Consider the following 20,226-nt stretch of genomic DNA (forward strand, 5'->3'; position numbering starts at 1 on the left):
TCATTTGACTTGTGTTTTTTTGTATTGTTAAAAAGAATGGGAAAGAAGTAATGGAAATACAAACACGTTGCCCAAGAGTTAATCATATTATATAAAAGATGGGTGTATATTTTTCTGTAAATTGTTAAGGATTAGAAGTATAAAATAGGTTCACTTAAATAGGGAGGGAAGATTATGACATTACAAAGTGAAGTTTGTATTGTTTGTGAGACAAAAAGAAAAGAAGGTATATATGTTTATAATAATTTAATATGCCATGAATGTGAAAAGGATATGGTGAATACAGAGACAGATGATCCGAAATATATATATTATTTAAAGCAGCTTCGAAAATTAGAAGTATCATATTTTTAAATAGGCATATGCCTATTATTTTTTTTGTTCTGTATAATAGATAGAGAATGAATAATAAGGAAGAGATGTAGATGAATCAAAATCGTATGCCTTTATATGAGGCGTTAATAGAGTTTAAAGAAAGAGGGCCGTTATCCTTTCATGTTCCTGGTCATAAGAATGGTTTAAACTTCCCTCAGGAGGCAATAAGAGAGTTTAAAGGTATTCTATCTATTGATGTAACTGAATTAGCAGGACTAGATGATTTGCATAGTCCGTTTGAATGTATAGATGAGGCACAACAATTATTGGCTGAAGTTTATAATACAAAGAGAAGTTATTTTTTAATTAATGGTTCAACAGTCGGGAACTTAGCAATGATTTTGTCTTGTTGCGGGGAACATGATATTGTTCTTGTACAAAGAAATTGTCATAAATCAATTATTAATGGTTTAAAACTTGCGGGAGCAAATCCCATTTTTTTAGATCCATGGATTGATGAAGCTTACAACGTACCAGTGGGAGTTCGTAATGAAATTATTAAGAACGCAATTAGAAAGTATCCAAATGCGAAAGCACTTATTTTAACGCATCCTAATTATTATGGTATGGGGATGGATTTAGAGGCAAGCATCGCTTTTGCACATGCACATAAAATCCCTGTTTTGGTAGATGAGGCACATGGGGCACATCTATGTTTGGGAGAACCATTTCCGAAGTCAGCATTAACATATGGTGCAGATATTGTAGTTCATTCTGCACATAAAACATTACCCGCAATGACAATGGGTTCCTATTTACATATAAATAGTCATTTAGTAGACGAAGATAAGGTTACTACTTATTTAAGTATGCTACAATCTAGTAGTCCATCGTATCCAATTATGGCTTCCTTGGATATAGCACGCTTTACAATGGCGCGTATAAAAGAAGAAGGTCACAGTGAAATTGTTGAGTTTTTACGAAGATTTAAGGAACAATTACGTTCTATTCCCCAAATCGCCATTTTAGAATATCCGTTGCAAGATGAGTTAAAGGTCACCGTACAAACTCGTTGTCAGTTATCAGGGTACGAATTACAGTCTGTATTTGAAAAGGTCGGTATATATACAGAGATGGCTGATCCGTACAATGTCCTATTTATTTTACCCTTACAAGTAAATGAGGGATATATGAAGGTTATAGAGATGATCCGAGTAGCATTGCAACATTATGAGGTGAAAGACAAGAGGGAATCTATTCGTTATACTTATAATGGTGAATTCTCTCTTTTACCGTATACGTATAAACAACTAGACGGATATGAAACAAAGATAGTATCTATAGAAGATGCTGTTGGAATGATAGCGGCGGAAATGGTGATTCCGTATCCACCTGGAATTCCATTAATTATGTATGGAGAGAGAATTACTTCAGAGCATAAAGAGCAAATTATGTATTTAGAAAGAGCAGGAGCTCGTTTTCAAGGTAATACGAAATATATGAAAGTGTATGATATAGAAAGTAGGTTTTAGGATGAAGGGATTATTTGTAACAATTGAGGGCCCAGAAGGTTCAGGTAAAACAACGTTAATTAAAAGCTTATTGCCATATTTTGAACAAAAAGCACAAAAGGTAATGGCGACAAGGGAACCAGGCGGTATTGCAATTTCTGAGGACATTAGGACGATTTTACATAAACAAGAATATACGATGATGGAAGCACGTACAGAAGCGCTTCTTTATGCTGCTGCGCGCAGACAACATTTAGTAGAAAAAGTTATGCCAGCACTTAATGAGAACTACCTCGTGTTATGTGATCGTTTTATAGATAGCTCTTTAGCATACCAAGGCTATGCAAGAGGATTGGGTATGGATAAGGTATTTGAAATAAATCGTTTCGCAACAGAGGACTGTATGCCTAGTTTAACAATTTATCTAGACATTGAGCCTGAGGTTGGTTTGGCTCGGATTGAAAAAGATGCAGGACGTGAAGTAAATCGACTAGATATGGAAGATATCTCTTTCCATAAACGTGTGCGCGAAGGGTATTTACAAGTTGTAGAACGTTTCTCGGATCGTATTGTATTGGTAAATGCTGATCAACCGATGGAAAAACTTATAGAAGAAGTTGTTCAGATTATAGAAGATAAATTGTTATAATAGAAGGAAAGAATGAAATAAGTGAGGTATGCATTATGACGAAGACGTGGGAGCAGCTTTCTGCTATACAACCCATCGGTGTAAAAATGTTGATGAATAGCATTGCAAAAGAGCGTATATCCCACGCTTACTTGTTAGAGGGAGGGAAAGGGACAGGAAAGTTTGCGACAGCAATTCAAATGGCAAAGAGTTTCCTCTGTTCTGAGCGGAATGGAGTAGAGCCCTGCCATGTATGTACAAACTGTAAGCGAATTGATTCAGGTAACCACCCTAACTTACATATTGTAAAACCAGACGGATTATCTATTAAGAAGCAGCAAATTCATGATTTACAAGAAGAGTTTTCCAAAACAGGATTAGAGGCAAATAAAAAAATATATATTATTGAGCACGCAGATCGTATGACAGCAAATGCGGCAAATACACTTTTGAAATTTTTAGAAGAACCAAGTAGTGATACAACTGCTATTTTACTTACTGAACAAAGTCATCAAATTTTAAATACGATTTTATCTCGCTGCCAAGTTGTTACGTTTAGACCGTTACCTACGGAATCTTTAATTAGAAGATTACAGGATGAAGGGATTACAGCATCTTTATCGACACTTGCTGCTCAACTTACAAATAGTTTTGATGAAGCTTTAGCTTTATGTAGTGATGAATGGTTTGCACAAGCACGAGCTTTAGTGATAAAATTATGTGAAGCGCTCGAAAAAGATAAAACCTCTATTTTTTTTGTACAAGAAAAATGGGGAAAACACTTTGGAGAGAAAGAACAATTACAGCAAGGTTTAGATATGTTACTCCTTATTTATAAGGATTTATTATATGTTCAACTTGGAGAAGAAGATCGTCTTGTTTTTCATGAGCAGAAAGAGATGTTTGAATCGTTTTCCTATGCTCAGAAGCGCATTGTATCAGCTCTCTTTAATATATTAGAGGCAAAAAATAGAATCAACGCTAATGTAAATGCGCAGCTTGTGTTCGAACAGTTAGTGTTGCGGTTGCAGGAGGGATGACCGTTTTGTATGATGTAGTAGGTGTTCGCTTTAAGAAGGCCGGAAAGGTATATTACTTTGATCCAAACCAGTTCGATATCTCTGAAAATGAGTTTGTCATTGTAGAAACGGTAAGAGGTATTGAATACGGAAAAGTAGTTATTACCAAAAAACAAGTTGATGAAAACGACGTTGTATTACCGCTAAAAAAGGTTATTCGTATTGCAAATGAAAATGATCGTACCATTGTTGAAGAGAACAAACATGCTGCCAAAGAAGCATATCAAGTTTGTCAACAAAAGGTAGTAGAGCATAATCTTGATATGAAACTTGTAGATGTAGAGTATACATTCGATCGTAATAAGATTATTTTCTATTTTACTGCGGATGGTCGGATCGATTTCCGCGAACTAGTGAAGGACTTAGCCGCAATTTTTAGAACAAGAATTGAACTAAGACAAATTGGTGTTCGTGATGAAGCGAAGATGCTAGGTGGTATTGGTCCATGTGGTCGTATGCTTTGTTGTTCTACTTTTTTAGGGGATTTTGAACCTGTATCCATTAAAATGGCAAAGGATCAAAATTTATCATTAAATCCTGCAAAAATCTCTGGTTTATGTGGTCGCTTAATGTGTTGCTTAAAATATGAGAATGATGAATATGAGGCAGCAAAGGAACAACTTCCTGATTTAGATCAACGTATACAAACCCCGCATGGTACTGGCCGTGTTATCGGATTAAATATTTTAGAAAGATTAATTCAAGTGGAACTAGTAGACAAGGAACGGATAGTAGAATATACGTTAGATGAGTTAGTGAATAAAGGGGTCGTTTCGAGTCAAACCACAGATTAATGAGGTGGGTGCTTGTGGAGAAAAAAGATATTTTTGAATCGGTTTCTAGTATGGAAGAGCAAATTGGACATTTATATAAACAGTTGGGAGAGTTAAAACAGCATCTTGCAGAGTTGTTGGAAGAAAACCAACATATAAAAATGGAAAATAACAATTTGCGACACCGTTTTGAAGAAGTGCAGAATAAAGAAAAACAAAAAACTCAAAAACGTAAAGAAGTGAAGCCGAAAACAGATATTGGTGAAGGCTATGACAATTTAGCGAGACTATATCAAGAAGGTTTTCATATTTGCAATCTACATTATGGAAGTGTACGTAAAGAGGGAGATTGTTTGTTCTGTCTTTCATTCTTAAATAAAAAGTGAAATTACCTTTCCAATTATAATTGGAAAGGTAATTTTTTATACATGAAATAGGGTAGGTTAAGGGTAAGAAAAGGAGCAGTATATGAATTTATATGAAGATGAACGTTTAGATTACTTATTAGCACAAGACATGAAGATTATACAAAGCCCATCAGTATTTAATTTTTCTTTAGATGCCGTTTTACTTGCAGATTTTGCATGGGTACCAATTCAAAAGGGGAATTTACTTGATTTGTGTACAGGTAACGCAGTTGTTCCCCTTCTATTAAGTACAAGAACAAAAGGAAATATTACTGGTGTGGAAATTCAAGAACGCTTATATGATATGGGAGTAAGAAGTGTTCAATACAATGGGTTGGAAGAAAGAATTCACCTCATACATGGAGATTTGAAAGATATGCCAGAGAAACTTGGGCGTCATCAATATGATGTTGTTACATGTAATCCACCATATTTTCAAACACCTCAAACTTCAGAGAAAAATATGAATGAACATTTAGCGATAGCTCGTCATGAAATTATGTGTACATTAGAAGATGTTGTATCTGCAAGTAGTCAGTTAGTAAAACAAGGTGGGAAAGTAGCGTTTGTACATCGTCCAGGGCGATTACTAGACATTGTCACATTAATGCGTAAATATAAAATTGAACCAAAGCGTGTGCAATTTGTTTATCCTAAGGTTGGAAAAGAAGCAAATACATTGTTAATTGAAGGAATTAAGGATGGAAATGCAGATTTGAAAATTTTACCGCCTCTCGTTGTATATGAGAACAATAACGAATATACAAAGGAGCTACGTTCAATTTTATATGGAGAAGAATAAGCACTTTTTTTATGTGGTAGAGTGCTCTGATGGAAGTTATTATGCTGGATATACAAACCATATAGAAAAGAGAATTCAGACTCATAATAGCGGCAAAGGGGCTAAGTATACACGCGTCAGGCTTCCTGTCGTTTTAAAATATGTAGAGACCCACGATGATAAGCGTACAGCTATGCAAGCGGAGTATTACTTTAAGCAATTAACGAGAAAACAAAAAGAGGCATATATGCAAAAAGGAGAACGCTATGTGGCAACAAAAAAGCTTTCAACAAAATGAAAAGGGAGTTTTATATTTAGTACCAACTCCTATTGGAAATCTAGAAGATATGACATTTCGTGCAATCCGAATTTTAAAAGAAGTTGATTTAATTGCTGCTGAAGATACGAGACAAACGAAAAAACTTTGTAATTATTTTGAAATTGAAACACCTGTCACGAGTTATCATGAGCACAATAAAGAAGTAAGTGGGAAGAAACTATTAGAGAAATTAGAGGATGGAAAGAATGTAGCACTTGTTAGTGACGCTGGTATGCCGTGTATTTCTGATCCAGGTTACGATATTGTCGTTGAGGCAGTAGCTGAGCAATATCATGTAATTCCGCTTCCTGGAGCAAATGCAGCCCTTACAGCATTAATTGCATCCGGTCTTGAAACAAAGCAGTTTTATTTCTATGGTTTCTTGCAGAGAAACAAAAAGGAACGGAAGATGGAGTTAGAAAAGCTTCGTTATGTACAAACTACAATGATGTTTTATGAAGCACCTCATCGTTTAGATGATACTTTAATTTCGATGCAGGAAGTGTTGGGAAATAGAGAGATTGTATTATGTCGAGAGTTAACGAAAAAATTTGAGGAATTTATTCGAGGAACAATCGAAGAAGCAATTGAGTGGACGAAGCAAAATGAAGTACGTGGTGAATTTTGTATTTTAGTAGCTGGTTCAACAGAAGAACCTGCTCCAGAAGAACAATGGTGGGAATCTCTTTCGGTATATGATCATATTGAATATTATATAAATGAAAAAAGTATGAATTCAAAAGAAGCGATTAAAACAGTCGCTAAAGATCGAGATTTGTCGAAAAGAGATGTATATCAAATCTATCATGTCGATAAAAAATAAGCTTCTCATAATTGAGAAGCTTATTTTGCTGTTTCGATATAATCTTGAAGTTCGTTTAAGATTTGCTCAGCGCCTTCTTTGCTTAAGATGATTTTACCTTCAGCTAAAGAAAGGTTACCGTCAGATACTTCACCAGTTACTTGGCAAGTCATGTTTGGTTTATATTTCTTTAAGATGATTTTTTCGTCATCAACATAGATTTCAAGAGCGTCCTTTTCTGCAATACCTAAAGTACGACGTAATTCGATTGGAATTACTACACGACCTAATTCATCAACTTTACGAACAATACCAGTAGATTTCATAATTTTTTTCCTCCTAAATAAATAGTTTATAAGTTTCGAGTCTATTTTTAGATTCGTCATTTTTCGACAAAATACCCTATGGACATATGATACCAATCATTTACATTTCCGTCAATTCTTAAATTCTATATTTTTTAAAAAGATTTATAGATTTCTTATTTCTTATATATAATAGATTGAGAGGAAATTCCACAATTATTTACATTATTTTCTGAAAAAATAATAAATTCAAAGTGGATATTGTATATTTTTTTGAAATATGAGCAATAGATGATAAAGATATCGAGCATTAAGACCTAAATTGAAAATTAGGTTGGCGTAAAGAAGATAAGTTAGATTTGGGCTGCTCGTAAAAGCCCAATTAACGTGGGCTAATAATTAGTGGGGAGGAACAAAAACCCTACTGATTAAAGTTTCACTTTATATATGAGTTTTTGATATACTGTTTATAAATACATATGAGGTTATTCGGGAGGTCCAAAACAATGACAGAGGAAAATAAGTCCTTTTATATTACTACCCCAATTTATTATCCAAGTGGAAAATTACACATTGGACATGCTTATACGACAGTAGCAGGAGATGCGATGGCACGATATAAGCGTATGCAAGGTTATAATGTGCATTATTTAACAGGAACTGATGAGCATGGACAGAAGATCCAAAAGAAAGCAGAAGAGTTAAATATTACGCCACAGGCATATGTTGATAACATTGTTGCAGGAATTAAAGAGCTTTGGGAGAAGATGGATATTTCTTATGATGATTTTATTCGTACAACTGAAGATCGTCATAAAGATGTTGTCGAAAAAATCTTTAAACAATTAGTAGATCAAGGTGACATTTATCTTGATGAATATGAAGGTTGGTATTCTGTACAAGATGAGACGTTCTATACAGAGCATCAATTAGTAGATCCAATTATGGAAGGCGACAAAGTAGTTGGAGGAAAAAGCCCAGATAGTGGTCATGATGTAGAACTTGTTCGTGAAGAATCTTATTTCTTTAGAATGGGTAAATATGTCGACAGACTATTAAAGTTCTATGAAGATAATCCACATTTCATTCAGCCGGAGTCTCGTAAAAATGAAATGATTAATAATTTTATTAAACCAGGATTAGAAGATTTAGCAGTTTCTCGTACTTCATTTGACTGGGGAGTTCGTGTTCCTGGTAACCCAAAACACGTTATTTATGTATGGGTTGACGCATTATCTAACTATATTACGGCGTTAGGTTATGGAACAGCAAATGAAGAGAAATATAAAAAATTCTGGCCTGCAGATGTGCATTTAGTTGGGAAAGAAATTGTTCGTTTCCATACAATTTATTGGCCGATAATTTTAATGGCATTAGATTTACCTCTTCCGAAGAAAGTCTTTGCTCATGGCTGGATTTTAATGAAGGATGGAAAGATGAGTAAGTCAAAAGGAAACGTAGTAGATCCAGTTACATTAATCGATCGTTACGGATTAGATGCATTACGTTATTACCTACTTCGTGAAGTTCCATTTGGATCTGATGGCGTATTTACACCAGAAGGATTTGTGGAGCGTATTAATTTCGACTTAGCAAATGACTTAGGTAATTTATTAAATCGTACAGTAGCTATGATTGATAAGTACTTTAACGGAGAAATCCCTGCATTTAAAGCAAATGTGACGGAATTTGATGAAACGTTAGTAGCGTTTGCACAAGATACTTTGAAAAAAGTAGAAGAAGCAATGGAGAATATGGAGTTCTCTGTAGCGTTAGGATCTATTTGGCAACTAGTTAGTCGTACGAATAAATATATTGATGAAACACAACCATGGGTATTAGCAAAAGATGAGAATGATCGTGAAAAGTTAGCCTCTGTAATGGCTCATTTAGCAGAAGTACTTCGTCAAACAGGTATTATGCTTATGCCATTCTTAACAGTAGCACCAAGCAAGATGTTTGCTCAGCTTGGCCTTACTGATGAAGCTCATAAATCTTGGGAAAGTCTCTCTACAATTGGCTGCATTCCAGCTGGAACAAAAGTAGAAAAAGGAAACCCAATTTTCCCTCGTTTAGAAATGGAAGTGGAAGTAGAGTACATTAAAGAACAAATGAAAAGCTCTGCTCCTAAAGTAGAAGAGAAAAAAGAAGAAGAACCGAAGGCAGAAGAAATTACAATTGATGATTTCTTTAAAGTAGAATTACGCGTAGCTGAAGTACTATCTGCTGAACCTGTGAAAAAAGCAGACAAGCTGTTAAAAATTCAACTAGACTTAGGTACAGAAAAGCGTCAAGTTGTTTCTGGAATTGCAAAATTCTATTCGCCGGAAGACTTAAAAGGTAAAAAGGTTATTTGTGTAACAAACTTAAAACCTGTAAAATTACGCGGTGAATTATCGCAAGGTATGATTTTAGCGGGTGAAGAGAATGGCGTATTGTCATTAGCATCAATTGACCAAAATCTACCAAATGGTACAAAAATCAAGTAATTAAGACAAGAAATGAGATGTTTCACGTGTAACATGTGTGAAGCGTCTTTTTTCTTTTTACACTCTCTATTTTTGCATTAAGATTGTAGTATTGTTATCGTTAAGTCATTAAAGAACTTATTTTTGTAGAATAAACTTGATTTCAATATAAAAGGAGTTATGTATTATGTTGTTTGATACACATTCACATTTGAATGCAGAGCAATTCGAAGGAGATTTGCAAGAGGTTATTGCCCGAATGAAAGAAGCGGGAGTTACTTATACAGTTGTTGTTGGTTTTGATGAAGTAACGATAAAAAAGGCGATGGAATTAGCTGAAGCCTATGATTTTATTTACGCTGCGGTTGGGTGGCACCCAGTTGATGCAATCGACATGACAGAAGAACATTTAGCTTGGTTAGAAGAACTTGCTTCTCATCCTAAAGTCGTTGCACTTGGAGAAATGGGCTTAGATTATCACTGGGATAAGTCTCCAAAAGAAATACAGAAAGAAGTATTCCGTAAACAAATTGCATTAGCGAAAAAAGTAAAATTGCCGATTATTATACATAACCGCGATGCAACTCAAGATATTGTTGATATTCTAGAAGAAGAGAATGCAGCTGAAGTAGGAGGCATTATGCATTGCTTTAGCGGCAGCGTAGAGGTAGCAGAGCGATGTGTTGATATGAACTTTTTAATTTCGTTAGGTGGACCAGTTACATTTAAAAACGCTAAGAAGCCGAAAGAGGTTGCTACGGAGATTCCATTAGAGAAATTGTTAATAGAGACGGATTGTCCGTATTTAACACCGCACCCATTTCGAGGGAAACGAAATGAACCGAGTTATGTAAAACTCGTAGCAGAAGAAATTGCGAATTTAAAAGGAATTTCTTATGAGGAAGTAGCAGAAATGACAACTAAAAATGCAAAAGTTTTATTTGGTGTTGAATAAAAAAGAATGGGGAAACCTGTTCTTTTTTATTTTGAGAAAAACTAGTAGAAGTGATGAAGAAAATAAATGTGAATGATGAAGTGTTACAATAAGGACAGAGAACAAAGATTTTTCTATTCTATTTTTTAAAATATAAGAATGGGGAAAATAATAATGGAAAAGTCGTCATTTTTTTGTTTTACTAAGTAGAGACGAAATGAGTGTGGAGGCAAGCATGAAAATAAAAGAGATTATCGTTGTAGAAGGTAAAGATGATACAGTTGCGATTAAGCGTGCTGTTGATGCGGATACAATTGAAACGAACGGTTCAGCAATCGGTGATCATGTTATTGAGCAAGTTAAATTAGCGCAGCAAAAAAGGGGAGTTATTATTTTCACAGATCCGGATTATCCTGGAGAGCGTATTCGAAAAATTATTTCTGACAAGGTTCCTGGCTGTAAGCATGCCTTTTTACCGAAGGAAGAAGCGCTTGCTAAAAGGAAAAAGGGTGTTGGAATCGAACACGCTTCTAATGAGTCGATTCGCCGCGCTCTAGAGAATATACATGAAGAAATGGAAGCTTACACAAGTGAAATTAGTTGGAGTGATTTAGTCGATGCAGGCTTAGTGGGCGGAGAAATGGCAAAGAGCCGCAGAGAAAGAATGGGTAAGCTATTAAAGATTGGTTATACAAATGCAAAACAGTTACATAAACGATTACAGATGTTTCAAGTTTCAAAGGAATCATTTGCAGAAGCTTATAAGCAAGTAATACAGGAGGAAAAAAGATGAAGGATATCGCAACGCCAAATCGTACAAAAGACATTGTTGAAAAGTATGGATTTTCATTCAAAAAAAGTTTAGGACAAAACTTTTTAATTGATACAAATGTATTAAATCGTATTGTCGATCATGCAGAAATTGGTTCAGAAAGTGGTGCAATTGAAATTGGACCAGGTATTGGTGCATTAACAGAGCAATTAGCAAAGCGTGCTAAAAAAGTAGTGGCTTTTGAAATTGATCAAAGACTATTACCAATTTTAGATGAGACGTTAGCGCCATATGGTAACGTTACAGTTATTAATAAAGACGTACTAAAAGCAGATGTACATGAAGTATTTAATGAGCAATTTGAAGAAGGGCAAGATGTAATGGTAGTAGCTAACTTACCATACTATATTACAACGCCAATTTTATTTAAATTGCTTGAAGAAAAGTTACCAGTTCGTGGATTTGTTGTTATGATGCAAAAAGAAGTTGGAGATCGTTTAGCTGCTAAACCTGGAACGAAAGAGTATGGTTCTTTATCGATTGCCATTCAGTATTATACAGAGGTTGAAACAGTTATGACTGTACCGCGCACAGTGTTTGTACCACAGCCAAACGTTGATTCTGCAATTATCCGCCTTCTAAAGCGTCCTAAACCGGTTGTAGAGGTGACAGATGAAACGTTCTTCTTTGAAGTAGTACGAGCAAGTTTCGCACAGCGCCGTAAAACTTTAATGAATAATTTATCAAATAATTTAAATGGTTTCCCGAAAGATAAGGAGTTATTGGATCGAATTTTAACAGAAGTAGGAATTGATCCAAAGCGAAGAGGCGAAACGCTATCTATTGAAGAGTTTGCAACATTAAGTAATGCATTAGTTCTTCATAAATTATCATAAGAATATGAAAGGGACAGTTCAACTTGAACTGTCCCTTTTGTCACCTTTCTCTCTCTAAATTCATACTTTAAAAACAGGTAAGATGGCCTAATGAGTTTGGAGGTAGGAGAATGGTTTTACATGTTGGAGAATTAGTGGAACGATATTCTCATAAGAGGGATATTCTTTTTCGTATTATAGAAATAAAAGGTGAGATAGCTATATTGTTTGGAGAGGAAATTAGACTGGTGGCGGATGCGCCACTTGAAGATTTAATTAGTATAGATCAAAGAGAACATAAAAAAAGGGTGAAGCGTGAGAAAGAAACAATGGAGCGCACGTATCGTTTGTTTCAACAAGATTATGTACTGATGAAACAAAGGCATGAACATACTTCAACTGGTGGATACACAAGTGAGGTGAATTATTTTCAAATGCCGGGACGTGTATTGCATATAGATGGAGACCCTTTATATTTGCGCAAGTGCTTAGACTTATATAACAAAATTGGCGTTCCTGTTCAAGGTATTCATTGTAAAGAAACGGAGATGCATGAAAAAGTAGTAGACTTAATAGATCACTTTCGCCCAGACATTCTCGTTATTACAGGGCATGATGCATATACAAAATCAAAAGGAGTGAAGGGAGATTTAGCGGCATATAGGCATTCAAGGCATTTTGTACAGGCTGTTCGTGAAGTGCGAAAAAAATATCCATCACTGGATCAACTTGTTATTTTTGCTGGGGCATGTCAATCACATTTTGAGGCACTAATTCGTGCAGGGGCCAATTTCGCTAGTTCACCATCTAGAATTAATATTCATGCACTAGATCCTGTATATGTAGTTGGTAAAATTAGTTTTACTTCATTTATGGAGAGAGTCAATGTATGGGATGTCGTACGTAATACAATTACTGGTGAAAAGGGACTAGGTGGAATTGAAACGAGAGGGATTTTACGAACGGGATTACCTTTTCAACATTACGAAGAGTAAGCAGGATACATATGTATCTTGCTTTTTTGTATGGAAGGATTTAAATGAATTTGGATAAAAAGAGGTAAGAACGTACAGACTACGTAATGAGACTTTTACAATATAGTATTTCTTCTATCTATTCAAACGCAGGATGATATTAGCTGTGAATCGCGGTTAATAATTAGGATAGATATATCGTGCTTTAAGTGTTCAATCTAAATTACAGCGAGGTGTAGCGAAGTATATGTCAAAACGTTTAGATGAAATTAAAAGCGAATTAGATCACCATCTTGGACAACGACTTATGTTAAAAGCAAATAGTGGAAGAAGAAAAACTGTGGAGCAATCAGGTGTACTAGCAGAAACATACCGTTCCGTTTTTGTTGTACAATTGGATCAACAAGAAGATGCGTTGCAACGTGTATCTTATAGTTATGCAGATGTTTTAACAGAGACAGTAGAGTTAACATTTTATGGAGACCCTCATAATGAGGTCATTTTATAATCTGTATATCATTACATATATTCCCATAAATGAAAAGCTATATTATTTTGCATACTAACTATACCGTAGCAAAATAAGGAGGGACTCTGCATTGAGTAGACGAAGAGGTGTCATGTCAAACCAATTTAAAGAAGAGCTAGCAAAAGAGCTTGGCTTTTATGATGTTGTTCAGAAAGAAGGATGGGGCGGAATTCGTGCGAAAGATGCTGGTAACATGGTGAAACGTGCTATAGAAATTGCAGAACAGCAATTAATGAAACGAAACCAGTAGTTGTAAGATACTTTCTATGCTACGGTAGCCGAGGAGACATTCCTCGGCTTTTTGTACTCTAAAAGGTGCCATCATTTTACATAAGTAGTTTCATTCTGAATGCTTTTCGTTATAATTAGGGAAGTGTCATCGTCTTACTATAAATTTATGGTAAAATAAACGATAAAAGATTGAGTACATAGAGTGGGTGAATAGATTGAAGCTACTAGTGAAAGCACCAGCAAAGATTAATCTGTCGTTAGATGTACTGGGAAAAAGACAAGACGGATATCATGAAGTGAAAATGATTATGACAACCATTGATTTAGCAGATCGTCTAGAACTAACGGAATTAGCAGAAGACCGTATTGAAATTTTATCCCATAATCGGTATGTCCCAGACGACCAACGAAATTTAGCTTATCAGGCAGCGAAATTATTAAAAGAGAAGTTTAATGTAAAAAAAGGTGTATCTATTACTATTGAAAAAACGATTCCAGTAGCAGCTGGATTAGCAGGTGGAAGTAGTGATGCAGCAGCGACATTACGTGGTCTTAATAAATTATGGAATTTAGGGCTTACAATTGATGAGTTAGCAGAGCTTGGCGCAGAAATTGGATCAGATGTATCGTTCTGTGTATACGGAGGCACAGCAATTGCCACTGGAAGAGGAGAGAAAATTGAGCATATAAAGACTCCGCCTTCTTGTTGGGTTATTTTAGCGAAACCACATATAGGTGTATCTACTGCTGATGTGTATGGAAATTTAAAGTTAAATCGAGTTACACATCCAAATGTAGATAAAATGGTTGATGTCATAAATTCTGGTGATTATAAAGGAATTTGTGATACTGTTGGTAACGTTTTAGAAGATGTAACATTTGGAATGCATCCTGAAGTTGCCCGTATTAAATCACAGATGAAGCGATTTGGAGCGGATGCTGTATTAATGAGTGGAAGTGGTCCAACTGTATTCGGACTTGTACACCATGATTCACGAATGCATCGCATTTATAACGGATTAAAAGGATTTTGTGAACAAGTCTATGCGGTACGTTTATTAGGAGAGCGAGAAACGCTTGAATAAAGACGTATAATACGTTATGATTTGTTTAGAATATTCGTGATTTGAGGTGAGAGTATGAAAATTAGAAGAAGTACAAGGTTAGTCGATATGACTTATTACTTGCTACAAAACCCTCGTCAGCTAGTATCTCTCACTTTTTTTGCTGAAAGGTATCAATCGGCTAAGTCTTCCATTAGTGAAGATTTAGTTATTATTAAGCAAACGTTTGAACAACAAGGGGTCGGCACATTGCAAACGATACCAGGAGCAGCAGGAGGAGTGAAATATATACCGTATATAAGTGAAGAAGAGGCAGATCTAATTATTGATGAGCTTTGTGGCTTATTTGAAAACCCAGATCGTATTTTGCCTGGCGGTTACTTATACATGACAGATTTATTGAGTAATCCTCGCCATATTAATGGCGCAGGTCGTTTGTTTGCTTCTGTTTTTGCTAGGCAACCAATTGATGCAGTTATGACGGTGGCAACGAAAGGGATTCCACTTGCTTATGCAGTGGCAAATTACTTAGATGTACCAGTTGTAATTGCAAGGAAAGATAATAAGGTAACAGAAGGTCCGACTGTTAGTATTAACTATGTGTCGGGTTCTTCTAAACGAATTCAAACAATGACGTTAGCAAAACGCAGTCTTCCAGAAGGGTCGAATGTTTTAATTATTGATGACTTCATGAAAGCTGGCGGAACAATTCAAGGTATGATGAGTATGTTAGAAGAGTTCAAGGCTAATGTTGTTGGTATTGGTGTATTAGTAGAATCCACAGATATTGAAGAACGACTAATTAATAATTTTGTATCATTAATTCGTCTATCGGAAGTTGATGTGAAAGAAAAAACGATTCAAGTGGAAAAAGGGAATTATTCTCTTGCGCCATTTGATGAAGGGCTTGTAGAGGCGGAATAAAAGATAGAGCAGATAGCTCTATCTTTTTTTATTTTATTTATAGATTATAAAATAGGTGGACAAACTGCCTTTCGTACACTATTTTTAAAGAGTAAAATAAATAATAAAAGGGTGAAAAGTATGAAAGTTGTTCAAACAAGCAAGGCACCACAAGCAATTGGACCTTATTCACAGGGGATTATTGTAAATAACATGTTCTATAGCTCAGGACAAATTCCATTGACGGCAAATGGGGAGCTTGTAACAGGAGATGTAACAGTACAAACAGAACAAGTATTTCAAAATTTACAAGCGGTATTAGAGGAAGCAGGTGCTTCATTTGATACAGTCGTAAAAACAACAGTATTTTTAAAGGACATGGATGATTTTAATGCTGTGAATGAAGTGTATAGCTCTTATTTCTCTACTCATAAACCAGCTCGATCTTGTGTGCAAGTAGCAAAATTACCGAAAGATGTTTCCGTTGAAATTGAAGTAATCGCCCTAGTTAAGTAACCTTTTGTAAGCGATAACCTCCACTAATCTCTATATTCAACTACTTTAAAAATTTTTATCTTAAAAATTTTTAAAAAATTAAAGGGAAAATAGAAAATTTGTGGAATTTATACAAATATATCGCTTATTTAGAAAAGGGTGGTGAACACAAGATGGAAGTGACTGACGTAAGATTACGCCGCGTAAACACAGAAGGCCGCATGAGAGCAATTGCCTCTATTACTCTAGACCATGAATTTGTTGTTCATGATATTCGTGTAATTGATGGTAATAATGGATTATTTGTAGCAATGCCAAGTAAACGTACTCCAGATGGAGAGTTCCGTGACATTGCACATCCAATTAATTCTGGTACACGCTCTAAAATTCAAGATGCGGTTTTAACAGAGTATCATCGTTTAGGCGAGTTAGAAGAGGTTGAGTTTGAAGAAGCAGGTGCTTCGTAAAATTCGAATGAAAAGGGCTTTTGACAAAAAGCCTTATAATTTTGTAGCAAACTCCTGTAAGCATTTACAGGAGTTTGTTTTTTTTTGCTTTATATTTGGAAACTGCATAATTTATTAACATAAAAAGAAGAAACTACTAATTTTTTCAAAATCATTTTAAATAGTATAGCTTATTTCTTAAAAAAGATACTAAAGAGTAAAACATCTTATAAGAATTATGGTAAAATTTAATAGTTAAAATGTGTTTCTTGAAATATATGATGATTTAGGATAATATCTTTAATGGATAAATAGGTTGCGATGGAGGGTCTATATGTCAAACAGATTTGCAGTGATTCTAGCTGCAGGTAAAGGCACACGTATGAAGTCTAAGCTATACAAAGTGCTGCATCCTGTATGTGGAAAACCTATGGTACAACACGTAGTCGATCAAGTATCTCAATTAGGATTGCAGAAACTTGTAACGGTTGTTGGACATGGTGCTGAAATGGTACAAGAACAGCTAGGGAACGTAAGTGAATTTGCATTACAAGCAGAACAACTTGGTACAGCACATGCTGTAGATCAAGCTGCAAGTGTACTTGCAAATGAAGAAGGAACAACTTTAGTTATTTGTGGTGATACGCCTCTAATAACTGCTGAAACAATGGAAGCATTACTTCAGCAACATAAAGAAGCAGGAGCAATGGCGACGGTGCTAACAGCATACATAGAAGAGCCTGCTGGATATGGCCGTATTGTTCGTAATGAGAATGGTCATGTTGAAAAGATTGTTGAGCATAAAGATGCAAATGAGAAAGAATTAGCTATTAAAGAAATCAATACAGGTACGTATTGTTTTGATAATAAGGCTTTATTTGCTTCACTTTCTAAAGTTTCAAATGATAACGTGCAAGGTGAATATTACCTTCCAGATGTTATTGAGATTTTAAAAAATGAAGGTCATATCGTATCAGCTTATCAAACAGAGCAGTTCGACGAAACGTTAGGTGTTAACGACAGAGTCGCTCTATCGCAAGCGGAAATTATTATGAAAAACCGTATCAACCGAAAGAACATGGTAAACGGTGTTACAATTATTGATCCAAGTAACACTTATATTTCTGCTGATGCAGTTATCGGTAGTGATACAGTTCTTCATCCAGGAACAATTATTGAGGGGAACACTGTAATTGGCTCTGATTGTGAAATTGGACCGCATACAGTAATTCGCGATAGTGAAATTGGAGATCGTACGACAATTCGACAATCTACTGTACATGATAGTAAGCTTGGTACAGAAGTATCGGTTGGTCCATTTGCACATATTCGCCCAGATTCAGTTATTGGAGACGAAGTACGCGTTGGAAACTTCGTGGAAATCAAAAAAACTGTCTTTGGTAATAGAAGTAAAGCTTCACACTTGAGTTATATCGGGGATGCACAAGTTGGAGAAGACGTGAATCTTGGTTGTGGTTCAATTACGGTGAACTATGACGGTAAGAATAAATTCAAAACTGTGATTGGTAATGGGGTATTTATTGGATGTAATTCAAACCTTGTTGCTCCAGTAACAGTTGAAGATGGTGCTTATGTGGCAGCAGGCTCTACAATTACAGAGAATGTTCCATCAAAAGCATTATCGGTAGCACGTGCACGTCAAGTTAACAAAGAAGACTATGTTGATCAATTGCTGAATAAGAAAAAATCATAATGTGGAGGGTTAATCTAGATGTCGACTCAATATCTAAATTCTAATTTGAAAGTATTCTCTTTAAACTCTAATAAGGAACTTGCTGAGCAGATTGCAAAGCATATTGGAGTAGGGCTAGGAAAATGTTCTGTTGATCGTTTTAGTGATGGAGAAGTTCAAATTAACATTGAAGAAAGTATCCGTGGTTGCGATGTATTCATTATTCAATCTACAAGCTTCCCAGTAAACGAACATATCATGGAATTACTTATTATGATTGATGCATTAAAACGTGCATCTGCGAAAACAATTAATATTGTTATTCCTTACTATGGTTATGCGCGTCAAGACCGTAAAGCGCGTTCTCGTGAACCAATTACATCGAAACTTGTAGCAAACTTGCTTGAAACAGCAGGTGCAACTCGTGTAATCACTCTAGATTTACATGCTCCACAAATTCAAGGGTTCTTTGATATCCCAATCGACCACTTAATGGGTGTACCGATTCTTTCAGATTACTTTGAAACAAAAGGTCTTAAAGATATCGTAATCGTGTCTCCTGACCATGGTGGTGTAACTCGTGCAAGAAAAATGGCAGATCGTCTAAAAGCGCCAATCGCTATTATTGATAAGCGTCGTCCTCGCCCGAATGTATCAGAGGTAATGAACATTATCGGTAATATTGAAGGTAAAACAGCGATTTTAATTGATGACATCATTGATACAGCTGGTACAATTACATTAGCAGCAAACGCTCTTGTTGAGAACGGTGCTTCTGAAGTATATGCTTGCTGTACACACCCAGTATTATCTGGTCCAGCAATTGAGCGTATTCAAAATTCAAATATTAAAGAGTTAGTTGTAACGAACTCTATCGTATTACCAGAAGAGAAGAAAATCGACAAAGTACATGAACTTTCAGTTGCTCCATTAATCGGAGAAGCAATCATTCGTGTATACGAAGAAGAATCTGTGAGTGTATTATTCAATTAATTGGATAGAATGAGACGTAACCAAAATTGGTTACGTCTTTTCGTATCGAAAAAAGAAAGTAGTGGTACAAGAATGAAATTGATAGTAGGACTTGGGAACCCAGGTAGAGAATATGAATTAACAAGGCATAATATTGGATTTATGGCCATTGATGAACTTGCGAAGCGTTGGAACATTTCTTTGAATGAACAAAAATTTAAAGGTGTATTTGGTGCAGGGTTTGTTAATGGAGAAAAGGTAATCTTATTAAAGCCGCTAACATACATGAACTTATCTGGGGAAAGTATTCGTCCACTCATGGATTATTATAAAATTGATGTTGAGGACTTCGTTGTTATGTACGACGATTTGGACATTCCTGTAGGTAAATTGCGTCTTCGCATGAAAGGTAGTGCTGGTGGACATAATGGTGTAAAGTCAACGATTTCGCACCTAGGAACACAAGAATTTCAACGTATCCGTATGGGAATCGATCGCCCGAAAAATGGAATGAAGGTAGTCGATTATGTATTAGGACGCTTTACATCTGAAGAGATTCCGGATGTTAACCATTCTATTGAAAAAGCAGCGGATGCATGTGAAGAGTGGCTAAATAAGCCTTTTCTCCAAATCATGAATACTTTCAATAGTTAAAAATGAGATTGGGAATATTTCTCTTTTGTTTTACCCATACTAGTAGTAATTGAATTTTTAGGAGGCTAGTATGGAAGGGTATTATTATTGCAGACACTGCGGAGGTAATGTAGGCTCCATTAACGCAGAAAAAGTATATAGCGACGTTTTATTTCAACTAACAGAGCAAGAAGTAGTAGAAATGATTCATTTTCATGAGAATGGAAATATATATATAAAAACGATTTGTGAATCGTGTCAAGAAACGCTCGCATCTTATCCTGAGTATTATGAGTATGAAAAATTTCTGCAATAAA

At 35.5% G+C, this 20,226-nt stretch carries 25 protein-coding genes; 24 read left to right on the forward strand and 1 reads right to left on the reverse strand.

Going from position 1 to position 20,226, the window contains the following annotated elements; all coding sequences use genetic code 11:
- The first annotated feature begins 174 nt into the window (after nucleotides 1-174).
- From DN404_RS23240 to rsmI, 9 genes are all read left to right on the forward strand, one after another.
- Nucleotides 175-354, forward strand: coding sequence for a sigma factor G inhibitor Gin (locus DN404_RS23240; RefSeq protein ID WP_000175076.1), 180 nt, complete (start codon nucleotides 175-177; stop codon nucleotides 352-354).
- 71 nt (nucleotides 355-425) lie between these two features.
- Nucleotides 426-1,847, forward strand: coding sequence for an aminotransferase class I/II-fold pyridoxal phosphate-dependent enzyme (locus tag DN404_RS23245; protein WP_006920522.1), 1,422 nt, complete (start codon nucleotides 426-428; stop codon nucleotides 1,845-1,847).
- A 1-nt stretch (nucleotide 1,848) separates the two neighbouring features.
- Nucleotides 1,849-2,475, forward strand: coding sequence for a dTMP kinase (tmk, locus tag DN404_RS23250; RefSeq protein WP_000677218.1), 627 nt, complete (start codon nucleotides 1,849-1,851; stop codon nucleotides 2,473-2,475).
- Nucleotides 2,476-2,510: 35 nt separating this feature from the next.
- Nucleotides 2,511-3,494, forward strand: a complete 984-nt coding sequence (gene holB, locus DN404_RS23255) for a DNA polymerase III subunit delta' (RefSeq protein WP_000169561.1) — start codon at nucleotides 2,511-2,513, stop codon at nucleotides 3,492-3,494.
- Nucleotides 3,495-3,499: 5 nt separating this feature from the next.
- Entirely contained in the window at nucleotides 3,500-4,327 is an 828-nt protein-coding gene (locus DN404_RS23260) for a PSP1 domain-containing protein (RefSeq protein ID WP_000272429.1), read from the forward strand.
- Nucleotides 4,328-4,341: 14 nt separating this feature from the next.
- Entirely contained in the window at nucleotides 4,342-4,692 is a 351-nt protein-coding gene (gene yabA / locus DN404_RS23265; RefSeq protein ID WP_000412063.1) for a DNA replication initiation control protein YabA, read from the forward strand.
- 82 nt (nucleotides 4,693-4,774) lie between these two features.
- Nucleotides 4,775-5,515: a tRNA1(Val) (adenine(37)-N6)-methyltransferase gene (locus DN404_RS23270; RefSeq protein ID WP_001055366.1), complete on the forward strand. Its 741-nt coding sequence runs from the start codon at nucleotides 4,775-4,777 to the stop codon at nucleotides 5,513-5,515.
- Complete coding sequence (locus tag DN404_RS23275; RefSeq protein ID WP_000414350.1) at nucleotides 5,502-5,792, forward strand: GIY-YIG nuclease family protein; 291 nt, start codon at nucleotides 5,502-5,504, stop codon at nucleotides 5,790-5,792. The genes DN404_RS23270 and DN404_RS23275 overlap by 14 nt, the downstream gene beginning before the upstream one ends.
- Nucleotides 5,761-6,636, forward strand: a complete 876-nt coding sequence (gene rsmI, locus DN404_RS23280) for a 16S rRNA (cytidine(1402)-2'-O)-methyltransferase (protein ID WP_000267821.1) — start codon at nucleotides 5,761-5,763, stop codon at nucleotides 6,634-6,636. The genes DN404_RS23275 and rsmI overlap by 32 nt, the downstream gene beginning before the upstream one ends.
- Before the next feature lie 20 nt (nucleotides 6,637-6,656).
- On the opposite strand, the gene DN404_RS23285 is transcribed toward rsmI, so the two are convergent.
- Entirely contained in the window at nucleotides 6,657-6,941 is a 285-nt protein-coding gene (locus DN404_RS23285; protein ID WP_000843036.1) for an AbrB/MazE/SpoVT family DNA-binding domain-containing protein, read from the reverse strand.
- Nucleotides 6,942-7,426: 485 nt separating this feature from the next.
- On the opposite strand from DN404_RS23285, the gene metG reads away from it, so the two are divergent.
- The 15 genes from metG to DN404_RS23360 all read left to right on the forward strand — a co-directional run bounded on the left by metG (nucleotide 7,427) and on the right by DN404_RS23360 (nucleotide 20,225).
- Nucleotides 7,427-9,409: a methionine--tRNA ligase gene (gene metG, locus DN404_RS23290; protein ID WP_000134132.1), complete on the forward strand. Its 1,983-nt coding sequence runs from the start codon at nucleotides 7,427-7,429 to the stop codon at nucleotides 9,407-9,409.
- Between the two features lie 166 nt (nucleotides 9,410-9,575).
- Nucleotides 9,576-10,343, forward strand: coding sequence for a TatD family hydrolase (locus DN404_RS23295; RefSeq protein ID WP_000895851.1), 768 nt, complete (start codon nucleotides 9,576-9,578; stop codon nucleotides 10,341-10,343).
- A 214-nt stretch (nucleotides 10,344-10,557) separates the two neighbouring features.
- Nucleotides 10,558-11,115 (forward strand): ribonuclease M5, encoded by a 558-nt coding sequence (gene rnmV / locus DN404_RS23300; protein WP_000692836.1) that lies wholly within the window; start codon nucleotides 10,558-10,560, stop codon nucleotides 11,113-11,115.
- Nucleotides 11,112-11,990, forward strand: a complete 879-nt coding sequence (rsmA, locus tag DN404_RS23305; RefSeq protein ID WP_000651548.1) for a 16S rRNA (adenine(1518)-N(6)/adenine(1519)-N(6))-dimethyltransferase RsmA — start codon at nucleotides 11,112-11,114, stop codon at nucleotides 11,988-11,990. Before rnmV ends, rsmA begins: the two co-directional genes overlap by 4 nt.
- Before the next feature lie 110 nt (nucleotides 11,991-12,100).
- Entirely contained in the window at nucleotides 12,101-12,964 is an 864-nt protein-coding gene (gene yabG, locus DN404_RS23310; protein WP_000242868.1) for a sporulation peptidase YabG, read from the forward strand.
- A gap of 226 nt (nucleotides 12,965-13,190) precedes the next feature.
- Nucleotides 13,191-13,451 (forward strand): biofilm formation stimulator Veg, encoded by a 261-nt coding sequence (veg, locus tag DN404_RS23315; protein WP_000044347.1) that lies wholly within the window; start codon nucleotides 13,191-13,193, stop codon nucleotides 13,449-13,451.
- A 91-nt stretch (nucleotides 13,452-13,542) separates the two neighbouring features.
- Nucleotides 13,543-13,722 (forward strand): acid-soluble spore protein SspF, encoded by a 180-nt coding sequence (gene sspF, locus DN404_RS23320; RefSeq protein WP_002094215.1) that lies wholly within the window; start codon nucleotides 13,543-13,545, stop codon nucleotides 13,720-13,722.
- Between the two features lie 196 nt (nucleotides 13,723-13,918).
- The gene (gene ispE / locus DN404_RS23325; RefSeq protein WP_000772104.1) at nucleotides 13,919-14,788 is read left to right on the forward strand and encodes a 4-(cytidine 5'-diphospho)-2-C-methyl-D-erythritol kinase; all 870 of its coding nucleotides are present in this window, start codon (nucleotides 13,919-13,921) and stop codon (nucleotides 14,786-14,788) included.
- A gap of 54 nt (nucleotides 14,789-14,842) precedes the next feature.
- Nucleotides 14,843-15,691, forward strand: coding sequence for a pur operon repressor (gene purR, locus DN404_RS23330; RefSeq protein WP_000702466.1), 849 nt, complete (start codon nucleotides 14,843-14,845; stop codon nucleotides 15,689-15,691).
- 120 nt (nucleotides 15,692-15,811) lie between these two features.
- Complete coding sequence (locus tag DN404_RS23335) at nucleotides 15,812-16,186, forward strand: RidA family protein (protein WP_000869815.1); 375 nt, start codon at nucleotides 15,812-15,814, stop codon at nucleotides 16,184-16,186.
- A gap of 152 nt (nucleotides 16,187-16,338) precedes the next feature.
- A complete protein-coding gene (gene spoVG, locus DN404_RS23340) occupies nucleotides 16,339-16,632 on the forward strand; it encodes a septation regulator SpoVG (protein ID WP_000454041.1) in 294 nt (97 codons plus the stop codon).
- 313 nt (nucleotides 16,633-16,945) lie between these two features.
- The gene (gene glmU, locus DN404_RS23345; protein WP_000071041.1) at nucleotides 16,946-18,325 is read left to right on the forward strand and encodes a bifunctional UDP-N-acetylglucosamine diphosphorylase/glucosamine-1-phosphate N-acetyltransferase GlmU; all 1,380 of its coding nucleotides are present in this window, start codon (nucleotides 16,946-16,948) and stop codon (nucleotides 18,323-18,325) included.
- An 18-nt stretch (nucleotides 18,326-18,343) separates the two neighbouring features.
- On the forward strand, nucleotides 18,344-19,297 hold the full coding sequence (locus DN404_RS23350) for a ribose-phosphate diphosphokinase (protein ID WP_000107420.1): 954 nt from the start codon (nucleotides 18,344-18,346) through the stop codon (nucleotides 19,295-19,297).
- A 72-nt stretch (nucleotides 19,298-19,369) separates the two neighbouring features.
- Entirely contained in the window at nucleotides 19,370-19,930 is a 561-nt protein-coding gene (gene pth / locus DN404_RS23355; protein WP_000767702.1) for an aminoacyl-tRNA hydrolase, read from the forward strand.
- 70 nt (nucleotides 19,931-20,000) lie between these two features.
- A complete protein-coding gene (locus DN404_RS23360) occupies nucleotides 20,001-20,225 on the forward strand; it encodes an anti-sigma-F factor Fin family protein (protein ID WP_000399438.1) in 225 nt (74 codons plus the stop codon).
- Nucleotide 20,226 lies beyond the last annotated feature (1 nt).

It is taken from the genome of Bacillus sp. TE8-1, assembly GCF_008368855.1.
Lineage (GTDB): Bacteria > Bacillota > Bacilli > Bacillales > Bacillaceae_G > Bacillus_A > Bacillus_A cereus.

Bases quoted from the DNA above. Each gene is read 5' to 3' on its own strand.
- DN404_RS23240 (WP_000175076.1), top strand. From the start codon at position 175: ATGACATTACAAAGTGAAGTTTGTATTGTTTGTGAGACAAAAAGAAAA.
- DN404_RS23245 (WP_006920522.1), top strand. From the start codon at position 426: ATGAATCAAAATCGTATGCCTTTATATGAGGCGTTAATAGAGTTTAAA.
- tmk (WP_000677218.1), top strand. From the start codon at position 1,849: ATGAAGGGATTATTTGTAACAATTGAGGGCCCAGAAGGTTCAGGTAAA.
- holB (WP_000169561.1), top strand. From the start codon at position 2,511: ATGACGAAGACGTGGGAGCAGCTTTCTGCTATACAACCCATCGGTGTA.
- DN404_RS23270 (WP_001055366.1), top strand. From the start codon at position 4,775: ATGAATTTATATGAAGATGAACGTTTAGATTACTTATTAGCACAAGAC.
- DN404_RS23275 (WP_000414350.1), top strand. From the start codon at position 5,502: ATGGAGAAGAATAAGCACTTTTTTTATGTGGTAGAGTGCTCTGATGGA.
- rsmI (WP_000267821.1), top strand. From the start codon at position 5,761: ATGTGGCAACAAAAAAGCTTTCAACAAAATGAAAAGGGAGTTTTATAT.
- DN404_RS23285 (WP_000843036.1), bottom strand. From the start codon at position 6,941: ATGAAATCTACTGGTATTGTTCGTAAAGTTGATGAATTAGGTCGTGTA.
- metG (WP_000134132.1), top strand. From the start codon at position 7,427: ATGACAGAGGAAAATAAGTCCTTTTATATTACTACCCCAATTTATTAT.
- DN404_RS23295 (WP_000895851.1), top strand. From the start codon at position 9,576: ATGTTGTTTGATACACATTCACATTTGAATGCAGAGCAATTCGAAGGA.
- rnmV (WP_000692836.1), top strand. From the start codon at position 10,558: ATGAAAATAAAAGAGATTATCGTTGTAGAAGGTAAAGATGATACAGTT.
- rsmA (WP_000651548.1), top strand. From the start codon at position 11,112: ATGAAGGATATCGCAACGCCAAATCGTACAAAAGACATTGTTGAAAAG.
- yabG (WP_000242868.1), top strand. From the start codon at position 12,101: ATGGTTTTACATGTTGGAGAATTAGTGGAACGATATTCTCATAAGAGG.
- veg (WP_000044347.1), top strand. From the start codon at position 13,191: ATGTCAAAACGTTTAGATGAAATTAAAAGCGAATTAGATCACCATCTT.
- purR (WP_000702466.1), top strand. From the start codon at position 14,843: ATGAAAATTAGAAGAAGTACAAGGTTAGTCGATATGACTTATTACTTG.
- DN404_RS23335 (WP_000869815.1), top strand. From the start codon at position 15,812: ATGAAAGTTGTTCAAACAAGCAAGGCACCACAAGCAATTGGACCTTAT.
- spoVG (WP_000454041.1), top strand. From the start codon at position 16,339: ATGGAAGTGACTGACGTAAGATTACGCCGCGTAAACACAGAAGGCCGC.
- glmU (WP_000071041.1), top strand. From the start codon at position 16,946: ATGTCAAACAGATTTGCAGTGATTCTAGCTGCAGGTAAAGGCACACGT.
- DN404_RS23350 (WP_000107420.1), top strand. From the start codon at position 18,344: ATGTCGACTCAATATCTAAATTCTAATTTGAAAGTATTCTCTTTAAAC.
- pth (WP_000767702.1), top strand. From the start codon at position 19,370: ATGAAATTGATAGTAGGACTTGGGAACCCAGGTAGAGAATATGAATTA.
- DN404_RS23360 (WP_000399438.1), top strand. From the start codon at position 20,001: ATGGAAGGGTATTATTATTGCAGACACTGCGGAGGTAATGTAGGCTCC.